At 61.7% G+C, this 13,624-nt stretch carries 10 protein-coding genes; 9 read left to right on the top strand and 1 reads right to left on the bottom strand.

Features of this window, described 5'->3' with window-relative positions:
- The first annotated feature begins 3 nt into the window (after positions 1-3).
- The 7 genes from uraD to ACK59X_RS26310 all read left to right on the top strand — a co-directional run bounded on the left by uraD (position 4) and on the right by ACK59X_RS26310 (position 9,871).
- The gene (gene uraD, locus ACK59X_RS26280) at positions 4-1,788 is read left to right on the top strand and encodes a 2-oxo-4-hydroxy-4-carboxy-5-ureidoimidazoline decarboxylase (protein WP_409961464.1); all 1,785 of its coding nucleotides are present in this window, start codon (positions 4-6) and stop codon (positions 1,786-1,788) included.
- Positions 1,785-3,032: a M20 family metallopeptidase gene (locus ACK59X_RS26285; RefSeq protein ID WP_409961466.1), complete on the top strand. Its 1,248-nt coding sequence runs from the start codon at positions 1,785-1,787 to the stop codon at positions 3,030-3,032. The genes uraD and ACK59X_RS26285 overlap by 4 nt, the downstream gene beginning before the upstream one ends.
- Positions 3,033-3,186: 154 nt before the next feature.
- Positions 3,187-4,980, top strand: coding sequence for a gamma-glutamyltransferase (ggt, locus tag ACK59X_RS26290; RefSeq protein ID WP_409961468.1), 1,794 nt, complete (start codon positions 3,187-3,189; stop codon positions 4,978-4,980).
- Between the two features lie 612 nt (positions 4,981-5,592).
- Positions 5,593-5,874 carry a hypothetical protein gene (locus ACK59X_RS26295; RefSeq protein ID WP_409961469.1) on the top strand — a complete coding sequence of 94 codons (282 nt, stop codon included), beginning with the start codon at positions 5,593-5,595 and terminating at the stop codon, positions 5,872-5,874.
- Between the two features lie 183 nt (positions 5,875-6,057).
- Positions 6,058-8,130 carry an AAA family ATPase gene (locus ACK59X_RS26300; protein WP_409961471.1) on the top strand — a complete coding sequence of 691 codons (2,073 nt, stop codon included), beginning with the start codon at positions 6,058-6,060 and terminating at the stop codon, positions 8,128-8,130.
- Positions 8,131-8,132: 2 nt separating this feature from the next.
- On the top strand, positions 8,133-8,774 hold the full coding sequence (locus ACK59X_RS26305) for a hypothetical protein (RefSeq protein ID WP_409961473.1): 642 nt from the start codon (positions 8,133-8,135) through the stop codon (positions 8,772-8,774).
- A complete protein-coding gene (locus ACK59X_RS26310) occupies positions 8,771-9,871 on the top strand; it encodes a hypothetical protein (RefSeq protein WP_409961475.1) in 1,101 nt (366 codons plus the stop codon). The genes ACK59X_RS26305 and ACK59X_RS26310 overlap by 4 nt, the downstream gene beginning before the upstream one ends.
- Here ACK59X_RS26310 and ACK59X_RS26315 read toward each other — a convergent pair.
- Complete coding sequence (locus ACK59X_RS26315; RefSeq protein WP_409961477.1) at positions 9,861-11,201, bottom strand: SAM-dependent methyltransferase; 1,341 nt, start codon at positions 11,199-11,201, stop codon at positions 9,861-9,863. The genes ACK59X_RS26310 and ACK59X_RS26315 overlap by 11 nt on opposite strands.
- Positions 11,202-11,412: 211 nt before the next feature.
- Here ACK59X_RS26315 and ACK59X_RS26320 point away from each other — a divergent pair, with 211 nt between their 5' ends.
- The gene (locus ACK59X_RS26320) at positions 11,413-12,738 is read left to right on the top strand and encodes a C4-dicarboxylate transporter DctA (protein WP_409961479.1); all 1,326 of its coding nucleotides are present in this window, start codon (positions 11,413-11,415) and stop codon (positions 12,736-12,738) included.
- Positions 12,735-13,439: a GntR family transcriptional regulator gene (locus tag ACK59X_RS26325; RefSeq protein ID WP_409961481.1), complete on the top strand. Its 705-nt coding sequence runs from the start codon at positions 12,735-12,737 to the stop codon at positions 13,437-13,439. The genes ACK59X_RS26320 and ACK59X_RS26325 overlap by 4 nt, the downstream gene beginning before the upstream one ends.
- Positions 13,440-13,624: the final 185 nt, after the last annotated feature.

Raw genomic sequence — 13,624 nt, forward strand, 5'->3', positions numbered from 1 at the left:
ACCATGGCACTCACCATCACCCAACTCAACGCGGCCAGCCCGGCCGAGGCCCTGCAGTGGCTGGACGGCGTGTACGAGCACTCGCCCTGGATCGCAGAGCAGGCGCTGGCCCAGCGCCCCTTCCGCTCGCTGGCGCACCTGCGCCACGCGCTGGCCCAGGCCGTGCGCAATGCCCCGCAGGATGCGCAACTGGCCCTGATCCGCGCCCACCCGGAGCTGGCCGGCAAGGCCATGGTGGCCAACAGCCTCACGGCCGAGTCGACCAACGAGCAGAGCAAGGCGGGCTTGGCCCAGTGCACGCCCGAGGAGTTCGCGCGCATCCAGCAGCTCAATGCGGACTACAACGCGCGCTTCGGCTTTCCCTTCATCCTGGCGGTGCGCGGGCCGCGCGGCGCGGGCCTGCCACGGCAGGAGATCATTGCCACCTTTGCGCGCCGACTGGACAACCACCCCGCCTTCGAGCAGGCCGAGGCGCTGCGCAACATCCACCGCATCGCCGAGATCCGCCTGAACGACAAGTTCGACGCCGAGCCCGTGCTGGGCAACGACGTGTGGGACTGGCAGGAGAACCTGGCCCAGCACTCGGACCCCGGCTTTGCCGAAAAGGGCCAGCTCACCGTCACCTACCTGACCGACGCGCACCGCGCCTGCGCCCAGCGCATCAGCCACTGGATGCGCGACTGCGGTTTCGACGAGGTCGAGATCGATGCCGTGGGCAACGTGGTGGGGCGTTACCACCCTGCTGCTGGCTCGGCACAGGGCAAGTACCTGATGACCGGCTCGCACTACGACACGGTGCGCAACGGCGGCAAGTACGACGGGCGCCTGGGCATCTTCGTGCCCATGGCCTGCGTGCGCGAGCTGCACCGCGCGGGCAAGCGCCTGCCCTTCGGTATCGAGGTCATCGGCTTTGCCGAAGAAGAAGGCCAGCGCTACAAGGCCACCTTCCTGGGATCGGGCGCGCTCATCGGCCACTTCAACCACGCCTGGCTGGACCAGAAGGACGCCGACGGCGTGACCATGCGCGAGGCCATGCAGCATGCCGGCCTGTGCATCGACGACATCCCCAAGCTGCAGCGCGACCCGGCGCAGTACCTGGGCTTCATCGAGGTGCACATCGAGCAGGGCCCGGTGCTCAACGAGCTGGACCTGCCCCTGGGCGTGGTCACCTCCATCAACGGCGGCGTGCGCTACGTGGGCGAGATGATCGGCATGGCCAGCCATGCCGGCACCACCCCCATGGACCGCCGCCGCGATGCCGCCGTGGCTGTGGCCGAGCTGGCCCTGTACATCGAGCAGCGCGCCGCCAAGGACGGCGACTCGGTGGGCACCATCGGCCTGCTCAACGTGCCCGGCGGCTCCATCAACGTGGTGCCGGGGCGCTGCCAGTTCAGCCTGGACCTGCGCGCCCCCACCGACCCGCAGCGCGACGCCATGGTCAAGGACGTGCTGGACGAGCTGGCCCGCATCGCCGCGCGCCGCGGCATGCGCTACACGCTGGAGGAATCCATGCGCGCCGCCGCTGCCCCCAGCGCCCCGGCCTGGCAGCAGCGCTGGGAACGCGCGGTGGACGCCCTGGGCGTGCCCGTGTTCCGCATGCCCAGCGGCGCCGGGCACGATGCGATGAAGCTGCACGAGATCATGCCCCAGGCCATGCTCTTCGTGCGCGGCCTGAACGCCGGCATCAGCCACAACCCGCTCGAATCCACCACCAACAACGACATGCAGCTGGCCGTGGACGCTTTCACGCACGTGCTGCAACAGCTCTCCGAGGAAACCCCCGCATGACCACCACCCCAACGACCGACTACGCCGCCCTGGATGCGTGGATCGACCAGCACTTCGACGAGGAAGTGCGCTTTCTGCAGGCCCTGGTGCGCGTGCCCACCGCCACGCCCCCGGGCAACAACGCGCCCCACGCCGAACGCACGGCCGAGCTGCTCCGTGACTTTGGCTACGAGGCCGAGAAGCACGCCGTGCCCGCCGCCGACGTGCAGGCCTACGGCATGGAGTCCATCACCAACCTGATCGTGCGACGCAAGTACGGCAACGAGGGCCAGGGCCCCACCATTGCCCTGAACGCCCACGGCGACGTGGTGCCCCCGGGCGAGGGCTGGACGCACGACCCCTACGGCGCCGAGATCGTGGACGGCAAGATGTATGGCCGCGCCACTGCCGTGAGCAAGAGCGATTTCGCCAGCTTCACCTATGCCGTGCGCGCGCTGGAGGCCGTGGCCAAGCCCGCCCGGGGCGCCGTGGAACTGCACTTCACCTACGACGAAGAGTTTGGCGGCGAACTGGGCCCCGGCTGGCTGCTGCAAAAGGGCCTGACCAAACCGGACCTGATGATCGCGGCCGGCTTCTCGTACGAGGTGGTCACCGCCCACAACGGCTGCCTGCAGATGGAGGTGACGGTGCACGGCAAGATGGCGCACGCTGCCGTGCCCCACACCGGCGTGGACGCGCACCAGGGCGCCGTGCACATCCGGAACGCGCTGTATGCGCAGAACCAGGAATACCTCAAGGTCACCTCCAACGTGGCCGGCATCAAGCACCCGTACCTCAACGTGGGCCGCATCGAGGGTGGCACCAACACCAACGTGGTGCCCGGCAAGGTCACGTTCAAGCTCGACCGCCGCATGATCCCCGAGGAGAACCCGGTGGAGGTGGAAGCCAACATCCGCCGCGTGATCGAGCAGGCAGCGGCTGAGCGCGCCGGCATCTCGGTCGACATCCGCCGCCTGCTGCTGGCCAACGCCATGACGCCGCTGGCCGGCAACAAGCCGCTGGTCGATGCCATCCAGAAGCACGCGCAAGAGTTGCTGGGCGAGCCCGAGCCGGCCCTGGGCACGCCCCTGTACACCGACGTGCGCCTGTACGTGGAGCGCGGCATTCCCGGCGTGATCTACGGCGCCGGCCCGCGCACCGTGCTCGAATCGCACGCCAAGCGCGCCGACGAGCGCCTGGACCTGCAGGACCTGCGCCGCGCGACCAAGGTGATTGCGCGCACCTTGAAGGACTTGCTCGCATAACTCGCTTACAGATCGGCATGGCGCGGAGTCCAACCGCCATGCCGACCCGACCTACACTTGCTGCGGGCGCATTCCACCAGGGATGCGCCCGTTTGTCATTCCGACACCCGGACGGGCACACCCAAAAGACTGATAACAGAGGAGCACCTACCCAATGAGCATCCGCCACACCTTGCTGGCCAGCAGCGTCGCGCTGGCCCTGGCCAGCCTGACCGCCTGCGGCAGCGCCCCGACGGCCGTAACTGCCGTCCCGGCATCCGCCCCGGCAGTACAGCAGACGGCAGCGGCCCAGGCCGCCAGCGCCGCCTATGACTTCGACATGGACGTGTTCCACCCCGTGGTGGCGCGCAACGGCATGGTCGCCACCGAGCAGGAGCTGGCCTCGCAGATCGGCCTGGATATCCTGAAAGCCGGCGGCAACGCGGTGGACGCGGCCGTGGCCATCGGCTTTGCGCTGGCCGTGGCCCTGCCCAATGCGGGCAACCTGGGCGGCGGCGGATTCATGATGGTGCACGACGCCAAGACCGGCAAGAGCGTGGCCCTGGACTTCCGCGAAGTGGCGCCCAACAAGGCCACGCGCGACATGTACCTCGATGCCAAGGGCAACGTGGTGGACGGCAAGTCGCTGTACACCCACTACGCCGTGGGCGTGCCCGGCACCGTGGCCGGCATGGAGCATGCGCTCAAGACCTGGGGCACCCTGCCCCTGTCGCGCGTGATCGCCCCCGCCATCGAGCTGGCGGACAAAGGCTTCCCCGTGAGCGAAACCCTGGCCAAGATCCTGGACCAGGAAAAGAAGAACATGGGCAAGTGGCCCGCCACCCAGGCCATCTTCTGGAAGAACGGCGCGCCCCTGAAGGTGGGCGACGCGCTGGTACAGAAAGACCTGGCCCAGTCCATGCGCCTCATCGGCCAGCAGGGCGCCAAGGCGTTTTACGAAGGCGAGATCGCCCAGAAGATCGCCGCCGAGATGGCACCGCACGCCGGCGCCCTCACGCTGCAGGACCTGCGCGAGTACAAGGTGGCCGAGCGCGTGCCCACGCGCGGCACCTACCGCGGCCATGAGATCGTGACCATGCCGCCACCCTCCTCCGGCGGCCCGCACCTGGTGCAGATTTTGAACATGCTGGAGCCCCTGCCCCTGGCCCAGTGGGGCCCCAACAGCGCCCAGACCATCCACTACATGGCCGAGAGCATGAAGCTGGCGTATGCCGACCGCGCCGAGTACCTGGGCGACCCGGACTTTGTGAAGATCCCCCTCAAGGGCCTGACCTCCAAGCGCTACGCCGAATCGCTGGCCAAGGGCATCGACGCCAACACCGCGCGCAGCGGCAAGAGCATCAAGCCCGGCCAGCCCCAGCCGTATGAGAGCGACCAGACCACCCACTACTCCGTGGTGGACAAGGCCGGCAACGCCGTGGCCGTGACCTACACGCTGAACACCAACTTCGGCAGCGGCATCGTCGCCAAGGGCACGGGCATCCTGCTCAACAACGAGATGGACGACTTCTCGGCCAAGCCCGGCGTGGCCAACGCCTACGGCCTGGTCGGCGGCGACGCCAACGCCGTGGCCGCCAAGAAGCGCCCCCTGTCTTCCATGACGCCCACCCTGGTGCTCAAGGACGGCAAGCCCACCCTGGTGACCGGCAGCCCCGGCGGCGCGCGCATCATCACCACGGTGCTGCAGACGGTGGTGAACACCATTGACTTCGGCATGAACCCTGCTGAAGCTGCTGCTGCACCGCGTGTGCACCACCAGTGGACGCCTGATGAACTGCGTGTGGAAAAGGGCCTGTCGCCCGACACCCTGGCACTGCTCAAGCAGCGCGGGCACAACATCGCGGTGAAGCCGTCGATGGGGCGCACGCAGACGATTCAGCTGCGCGGTGGGGCGCTGTATGGGTACTCGGATCCGCGGAATCCGGATGGGAAGACGTTGGGGTATTGATTGTTCATGCCCCGGCCCACTTGGCGGGTCATCGCATATCAAGGCCGCGCTCCTCACAGGGCGCGGCCTTTTCATTGCCATATTCTCACCGCAGCAATGCCGACGCGACCGCAGCCTCAGGCGAGCCAACGAAACACCCCATGCCCCGTCGCAGCCATATCGCGCAGGGTCAAGTACATAGCCGGCATCATTGCCTAACTCCGTGCCATCAACCAAGGCGTCAAGCCCCCGCGCCCTCCTACCTGTCATCAGGTCCCCATTCCCATGAAGTGCTGTCCTCCTTGAAGTGGGTTCAATGAAAAACCGTTTCGGTCCAGCGCAATGCGGCTGGCAAAAGCCACAAGGCCGCTTGCAGCCTGCGGCCGAAACTTGCTGCTATTGGGTGCGTTAGGCGCTGGCCCCAAAGGCCTCAGGAGCTGGCATAAGCTGTGAACGCTAGAGTGCAAATATTCAGTTGCCATCCAACAGGATGACAGTTACGATTTTTCACAACGTACATCTTTGACCAACGGGCAGGAAGCTATGTCGCGAGAAATCTTGTTTTTGGTAACCCTTATAGTGATAAGTGTGCTAGCTGCTTACGTCGCCCGAGGCATGTTTGCAGTGGGTACCATGAAAGAAATAGAGAAGAGCAAAATGTACTTTGCTGCTTCTGTTCTTGCTTTTCTAGCGTTCATATTTATGCTCGCAGCGATTCTGTACGCTTTGGGACCCGACGCGACGCCGCCCTCGACCGAATCTCCTGGCAAGGTAATTTTTGATGCTTGTGTCAAAATTATTCCCCCCATGGTCACACTGATCATTGGCTTCTATTTCGGGGCTTCACAGACAGGGCTCAGAACCAATCACGATGGACGATCAGTGGCGCCGCCAAATACGATTTCAACCGACTAGAACTAGCGGCCCTACACACTCACTGCGGACCTAGCGCTCAATACCGCAACCGCTATACCCTTTGTGCATACCGACATCGAACATCAATGAGCTGCGAGTGGAAAAAGGCCTGTGTCCCGACATGTTGGCCTTGTTCGAGCAGCGCGATCACAACATCGCCGTGACGTATCTCAACACTCCCAAATGATCAACTTTCCGGTCCTTCAGCGGGTTAAGGTTTCAAATTTCGCTCTATACGCTGGCACCGACGCACAGCCTGGACTGGATCACTGCTTTGTCCCGGGCGTCAACGTCATCGTCGGTATTAATGGTCTTGGTAAAACGACCTTGCTGACCATGCTACTTCGCGCCCTTTCGGGCGCCGTAGATGTCCCTGGGGATGACGAATTAGGCGACAAACGACGCCGGATTGTTCCAGTAGACCGGTTCTGGTTTCGCAAGCGGGCACCTGATGATGCGGTCAATGCGCAGGTAACCATCTGGTTCACTTTAGGCGATCACCACTTCGAAGTGACGCGGTCGTTAGCGAACCTAGATGTGGTTGAGCTTTCTGTAGACCAACAGCCATTTCCTGCATCGCGCGGCGTCGAAATGGAGGCAGCCTATCGCGAGCAAGTGATGACCGCATCGGGCCTGTCCTCATTCGAGGACTTCGTGTTCTTGCTGCGCTACATCGTGTTCTATCTAGAGGATCGACGCAGTCTTGTTTGGGATGCAGCGGCGCAGGGCGACGTATTGGGAATTTTAGTCGACGAACTAGGCGAACGCCGTGGGCAGTATGTCGAACTGTTTAACGAACTGCTTAGCAAGGACAGTGAGTACCGTAACGTTCATGCAGTCGTTTACAAGCGGCGTAAGGAGTTCAATAAGCAGACGAGCACCATTGAAGGCGGTCAACTCGAAAGGCTCGTCCAGTTGATCGAGGAGCGCGGCAAGGACATGAAAGCACTTGTGGCCCGTAAGAATGAGTCGGCCCAGACGCGCGACCAACTACGCGAGCAAATAGAAAACCGCCGACAAGAGATCCACGATGGTCGCTCAGCCCTGGCCACGCAGCTGAACAGCTTCTATGAATCATTCTTTCCGCAACTGGACAGCCCAGCGCGGTATCTTTTGGCCCATTTCGAGGCGGGCGCTGGTTGCTTAGTGTGTGGCACGCAAACCCCTGAAGCAACGGAGCGTGTCGTTGCCAAACTTTACATGAACACATGCCCCGTTTGCGGCAGTCCCATTGAAAAGGGGCATCGACCCACAAACGACCCGCATGCCGGCGAGGCGATCGAACATCAGCGCGCGGCTATCACCGCCGCCGAAATTGATCTAGCGGCGATGGAGCAGCCTTTACGAGACGCTGAGCAGGACTACTCATCCGCGGCTGCGGAACTTGTTTCCATAACGTCGCAGCGAATTTCCTTGGAAGGACAACTCAAAGCTCTAGGGGACAACTTGCCAAACGTGATTGAGCGAAGGAATGAACTCAACAATACCTTATTGACGTTCGAAGCAGCTCTGAATCAGTTGGAGGTTGAGCGCATCGAGCTAGCTGGGAAATTCCGCGAGCTGACCGAGGCTATTGATCAGGAGGTCCGAGCAGTCTCTGGCCAAATCGAACAGGCTTTTGCCAAATACATTCGCGGCTTCCTAGCCGAGCAATGCGAAATCAAGTACACGCCTAGAGTGAGGAGACTGGGGCAACGCGCGAATACGGATCTTTTTACTTTCCCGCATTTCATCCCCGCGCTTACCTCTGGCGTGCATCGGAACATCACAACCGTGCGCGAAGCTGGTCAGTCGGTATCTGAGTCCCAAAAGGAGTTTATTGACCTTGCCTTCCGTATGGCACTCTTGGAGTTCGCCGCTCCAAGCGCACCGACCATGCTAATCCTGGAAACACCCGAATCCAGTCTTGATTCGGTCTTCGTACCCCGCGCTGCCGACCTTCTCCGACGCTTTGCGACCCGATCGGACAACGCTCGCGAGACTCGGCTAATCGCGTCGTCCAACGTAAACCGCGAGCAGATGATTCCAGCTCTTTTCGGTGCCTACCCTGATAAAAGATTCTATGGACAAGTCGTCGACGAGACACCGAGCGAGATGCCGCCGATGATCCCCGTCGAGGAGCGAGCCTCGCACGTCTTAGACCTTTTAACTGTTGCCGTCCCCACCCGTGCGCTAGAGCGCTTTCGCACAGCTTATGAGGAAGAGCGTGATCAAGCGATATATCCCGATGTGCCGCAGGATTCCCCGCAGATATGAATATGGCAGCAACCTCTGGCCTTGAAAGCGCCGGCATGTGGAAGGCCTGGGTGGTACTTTGCATCGCTGAGGCTCGTCGCATGGGCTTAACGCCAGTGGCTACCTCACAGCTACACGTCATTCTTTATCTGGCGAACACCTTGGCGGACTTGTTTGGCGTGACCCGCGTGCGGGGGAGGGTGCTAAAGCGAGGGGAGTATCCCTTCTTCCCCGACGTGCAGCGAGAGATTGACCGCCTAGCATTCGCTGGCGTTTTGATCGTCGAACACGTGGAGTTCGGTGCAAAGGGACATATGGCAGCTCAATATGGACTCGGACCGCAGGGGGCTGAGATCTGCAAAGCAATGCTTGCCCATTCCCAGGAAGCTCAGCGGACCGCGCGCCTGCTGCGAGAGCTTGTGTCAGCCTGTTTTGGGCGATTCTTGAACACCCGCACGGACATCGGCTCTGTCGACGCGAACTATGGGAATGCGACAGTCGCGCCAGGCGAAGTAGTAGATTTTTCGGAGTGGAGCACAGATAACAAAAACATGGAGGTAGCGCACTACCTTATCGACCACCTTCGCAAACTTCGGCCCGACGCACAGCGTGACGGCGTACGTTTGTATTGCGACTACCTAGATCGGGCGATGGCAGAGACATGAAGGTCAGCGGCACGCAAACCATGGGACTTGGCGGCGCCCTAAAGTCAGCCATCGACGCTGTATTGGAGGAAGGCGCAGCTAGTCTGTCTGTGGCGGATGCCGGCACGCAAACGGCCTTCCTCGATGCCTGGGCACGGACTCTCACTGAGCATGCAAGATACCTCCGCTCCAAAGGCGAGAATCTTTCGGCCCCCGCAGTGTTTGTGTACGATGAGAACTGCGCTGATGTGGGCGAGGAGTTGGGTTGGACACGACGGCCCATGCTCGGTGGTACACCCAATGATCCTTTCGCAGGCACGCTTGCCATTGGCACTGGAGAAATCGGGGCCTACGCAAAACCTGAGTACCTGTCAGACACCAACGTGATGACAGACGCCATCCGGGCAGCAGGTCTTGGGAACGCGCTGACTGTGGCATTGCTCAGCACGTCCTTATTGGTCATTTGGGCTGAGGGGGTAGATTCAGACGCATCGCCGGAAATTCGACGTGAACTTGATGACGCACCCGTCGTATTGGACCTAGCGGCGCTAGACAAGGCGCTGGATCAGTTCTATGAGAGGTCGGCGCGCCAGTCGCGTACATGGTGGAAGGACCGCGAAACGCGTATCACAGTTGAAAGTCCTGAAGGCGTTGTGCAAAACGACCTTTTGCATTTCCTGCTCGGCAAATACTCGGAAGTCGCCAGGGTTAAGGTAGAGACGGTGATTGGCCATGGCCGAGCAGATATTACGTTGACGCCGATGAAGGAAAAACTCATAAGCGCCGTCATTGAACTCAAGGTGACGCGTGACTTCTTGACACCGCGACCGGGAACCCTGAAACCCAACCCCATCAATCTTCAGAGCAATATCGACTGGGCCAAGTCGGGCGTCTCACAGACTGCCGCCTACCGGGATGACGAGACTTTGGACGCTGCGTATTTATGCGTGTACGACTTCTGTGCGGGCAACCGCGAGGAGATTAGCAAGGCCGTTGAGGAAGCAGCAATCCCTTACAACGTGATCGCGAAACGATACTGGGTCACCGCGTCGCATGTGGAGCACCGGAAGGATCGATACCCTGATCCACCCACCGGGCCGAGCACTGTCAAAGCGTGAGTTCTACAATGCTTTCGGCAAGCTGGAAACTGCCACCCTGCTGAGCGCTCGCGCGCATCTGCCGGACTTCTCGCGTCGTAACTCGACCAAAACCCATACTTTCGGCGAGCTCCGCGAGGATCGTAGCTACTTCAATGCGCACGTTAGCGTACCGAGAATCTCCGACGACCATCATGACCCGACCTGTGCTCTCCAGCAAACGCTGGCTTTGTTCAAGCACGAGCTCTAGGTCGTGAAAGTAAGCTCCAACCATTTCAGGGATGGTCGAGTCCCACAGCGTGTCGCGGCGACTTCCAAGGAGGTCCAGTACGCTGCTCAGCTTTTTCGACTTACCCTTGGGTCCCTCATAGCTCCGTCGAACCTGCACATGGGAACGAAGTGTCTTGTTCCGCAATGTCAGGTTGTCTCTAGATGATTCGATATAACCGAGTACCCACAACTCGACGTTATAGATATCCGTGTAGTCGAACGAGTTCGGGTATGGCGGGGAAAAGACGACTAAGTCCGCCTTCTCTTGCACCTCTTGCAGCGCCGTGCGCGAATCACCATTGATGACGGTGACACGTGAACGCGGTCGTTGCTCAAACCGCATCACGTCCTCGAAGGACGTGTTGAACTGCTGCCCGAAGTGCAAATCCAGCTTCTCAGGCACTGGTTGATTCAAACGCCAGGCACCACGGTATCTGCGCCCCTTGCCATTGACATAGACATTACTGCAGTCGACTAGTACCGCCCCGAGCACAATGCGAAAGAAACGTTGAACATCAATGTCCTCAATTGCGTCAATGCACGTGAGATACTGCGCGAGCCTTCTGGCAACATCACGCGGAAAAATCCACCTGTCCTTACCCTCATCCTCGATGAAGGTCGCGGGTAGGTGCGCAAGCCGAGCCAAGTCGGCAGGCGTGTCTTGAAGTTGAGCCTGAAAGTCGATCGCTGCTGACAGCAGTTTCTCACCGGTCAAAGGGCTCAATTTAGCCTTGATCACGTCCGCGAGAAACGGGTTAACTTCAACAGTCGTCGCGTTGATAGACAGCAACTGCGAAGTAATAGCGCTGGTGCCAGACCCTCCGAACGGATCGATGACATGGCTAGGGCGATAGCCCAGCGATGCGATAGCCGCGCTCACGAACTCAGGGGAGAAGGCTTCTTTGAAGTGAAACCAGCGCTGGAATGCCGTGTATTGACCGCCCTGGTAAGTGGTCAGCGCCGCGCCAGTAGCGGGCACAAACGGCGTCACTGGATGACTGAGACCGGAGCTGAACCACTGCGGGGCTTGGGCAAAGTGCTTTTGCAGAGTTTGAAGGTAGAGCTCGGCTGAATTGCGCATAGAGTTTTGTCGTTCTTAGGAGCGATAGTGTGCCAGCAGCAATCGACCTGATCTTGACTCCGTTAGCCGGAAGTCTGCAGGAGTCGGCACGTTGCCATCCGCCGCCGTCGCGCAAACGCTAAGGGCATACCCTCATACACCCTCGCTTCAACTTGCCTACAGTTCTTGTATGCAAGATTTGCTTTCAAGACACAACTGAAGGAGACGGGGCATGGCGCGGTTTTTCAAATCCCTTTTTGGCCAAGTGGTGTTGGCCCTCATAGCCGGCGTGGTGGTGGGCTTGGTGTGGCCCGATACCGCCATTGCCCTCAAACCCCTCGGCGATGGCTTCATCAAGCTGATCAAGATGCTGATCCCGCTGATCGTGTTCTGCGTGGTGGTGCATGGCATCGCGGGCACGGGGGACCTTAAGCGGGTAGGCCGGGTGGGCATCAAGTCGCTGATTTACTTCGAGGTGGTGACCACCGTGGCGCTGGTGCTGGGGCTGGTGCTGGCCTTTGTGTTCCAGCCCGGTGTGGGCATGAATGTGGACCCCAAGGCGCTGGACCCCAAGGCCATGGGCGCCTATGTGGAGAACGCGGGCAAGCTCACGGGTGGGGGCTTCACGGAGTTTCTGCTCAAGCTGATCCCGAACACGGCAGTGAGCGCATTTGCCAATGGCGACGTGCTGCAGGTGCTGCTGTTCTCCATCGTTTTCGGCTGCGCGCTGGCCATGATGGGTGAGCGCGGTGCGCGGGTGACGGTGCTGATCGAAGACCTGTCGCACGTGCTGTTCAAGACCATGGGCATCATCATCAAGCTGGCGCCGTTGGGCGTGCTGGGTGCGATTGCCTTCACGGTGGGCAAGTACGGCATTGGATCGCTCAAGCAACTGGGCATGCTGGTGGTGCTGTTCTATGCGGCGGTGGCGATCTTCGTGGTGGTGGTGCTGGGCACCATCATGCGGGTGTCGGGCTTCAGCCTGTTCAAGCTGCTGCGCTACCTGCGCGAGGAGCTGGCGGTGGTGTTTGCCACCACCTCGTCGGACAGCGTGCTGCCGCAGATCATGGCCAAGCTCAAGCACATGGGCATCCGCGATTCGACAGTCGGGCTGGTGATCCCCACGGGCTATTCGTTCAACCTGGACGCGTTTTCGATCTACATCACGCTGGCGGCGGTGTTCATTGCGCAGGCGACCAACACGCCGATCTCGATGGCGGACCTGCTGACCATCCTGGCGATCTCGCTGGTCACATCCAAGGGCGCGCATGGCGTGCCAGGCTCGGCCATCGTGGTGCTGGCGGCCACGCTGCAGGCGATTCCGGCCATTCCGGCCATCGGGCTGGTGCTGGTGCTGTCGGTGGACTGGTTCATGGGCATTGCCCGCGCCCTGGGCAACCTGATCGGCAACTGCGTGGCCACGGTGGCGATTGCCGCGTGGGAGGGCGATATCGACCGCAGCCGTGCCCATGCGGTGCTGGACGGGCAGGACGTGGCGCCCATCGAGCCCGCCCCCGAGATGGCAGCGGCCCGAGTCACGCCACAATCGGCTGCATGAGCACCACCCCGACCAGCAGCCAGACCCAGATCGCCCAGCAGGTGGTCGAATCCATCCTGGCCCAGAAGCTTGCCCCCGGCGAGCGCCTGGGCGAGCAGGAGCTGGCCGACCTGTTCGGCGTGCGCCGCACCCTGGTGCGCGAGGCGCTGATGCAGCTGCAGGCACGCGGCTTTGTGGAGGTGCGCCCGCGCAGGGGCTGGTATGTGGTGGAGCCCACGGTGGAGGATGCGCGCGACGCGTTCTCGGCCCGGCGCATCATCGAATCGGGCATCTTGGCCGACGCGGGGCGGCCGCTGCAGGCGGTGACGCCGCGTTTGCGCGCCCACATTGCCGAGGAGCAGCAGGCCATCGACGGGGCGGACGCAGCCACGCGCGCCTTTTTGTTGGCGGATTTTCATGTGTGCCTGGCGGAGAGCATGGGCCACCGCAGCCTGAGCGACATCCTGCGCGACCTGACGGCGCGCACCACGCTGGCGGCATCGCTCTACCAGTCGCGGCACGAGGCCAGCCAGTCGTGCGCGGAGCACGAGTCCATCGTCGAGGCGCTGGAAGCCGGGGACACGGCCCTGGCGCGCGAGCGCCTGCTGGCCCACATCGGCCATGTGGAAGCGGCGCTGAACCCGGGGCAGCCGCTGGTGCGCGACCGGCTGCGCGATTCGCTCAGCCCGCTGGCGGGCACCCGCTCTGGCACTGACGGCTGAGCCGCCCTCCCCTTTCCCCTCTCTCATCGCCGCCCCGGCCGCCAAGGCCCGGGCGGCTTTGTTTTGCGCGCACCGCAGGCACCCCGGGTAAACCCCAGGGATTTCCCGTCTGGATGGTGTTTTATTGCATCCTATTTTTGTATACAAATATAGGGTGCAAATTTCAACCAGGCCGCAGATGCCTG

The sequence above is a fragment of the Acidovorax sp. genome (assembly GCF_046339755.1).
GTDB lineage: Bacteria > Pseudomonadota > Gammaproteobacteria > Burkholderiales > Burkholderiaceae_C > Acidovorax.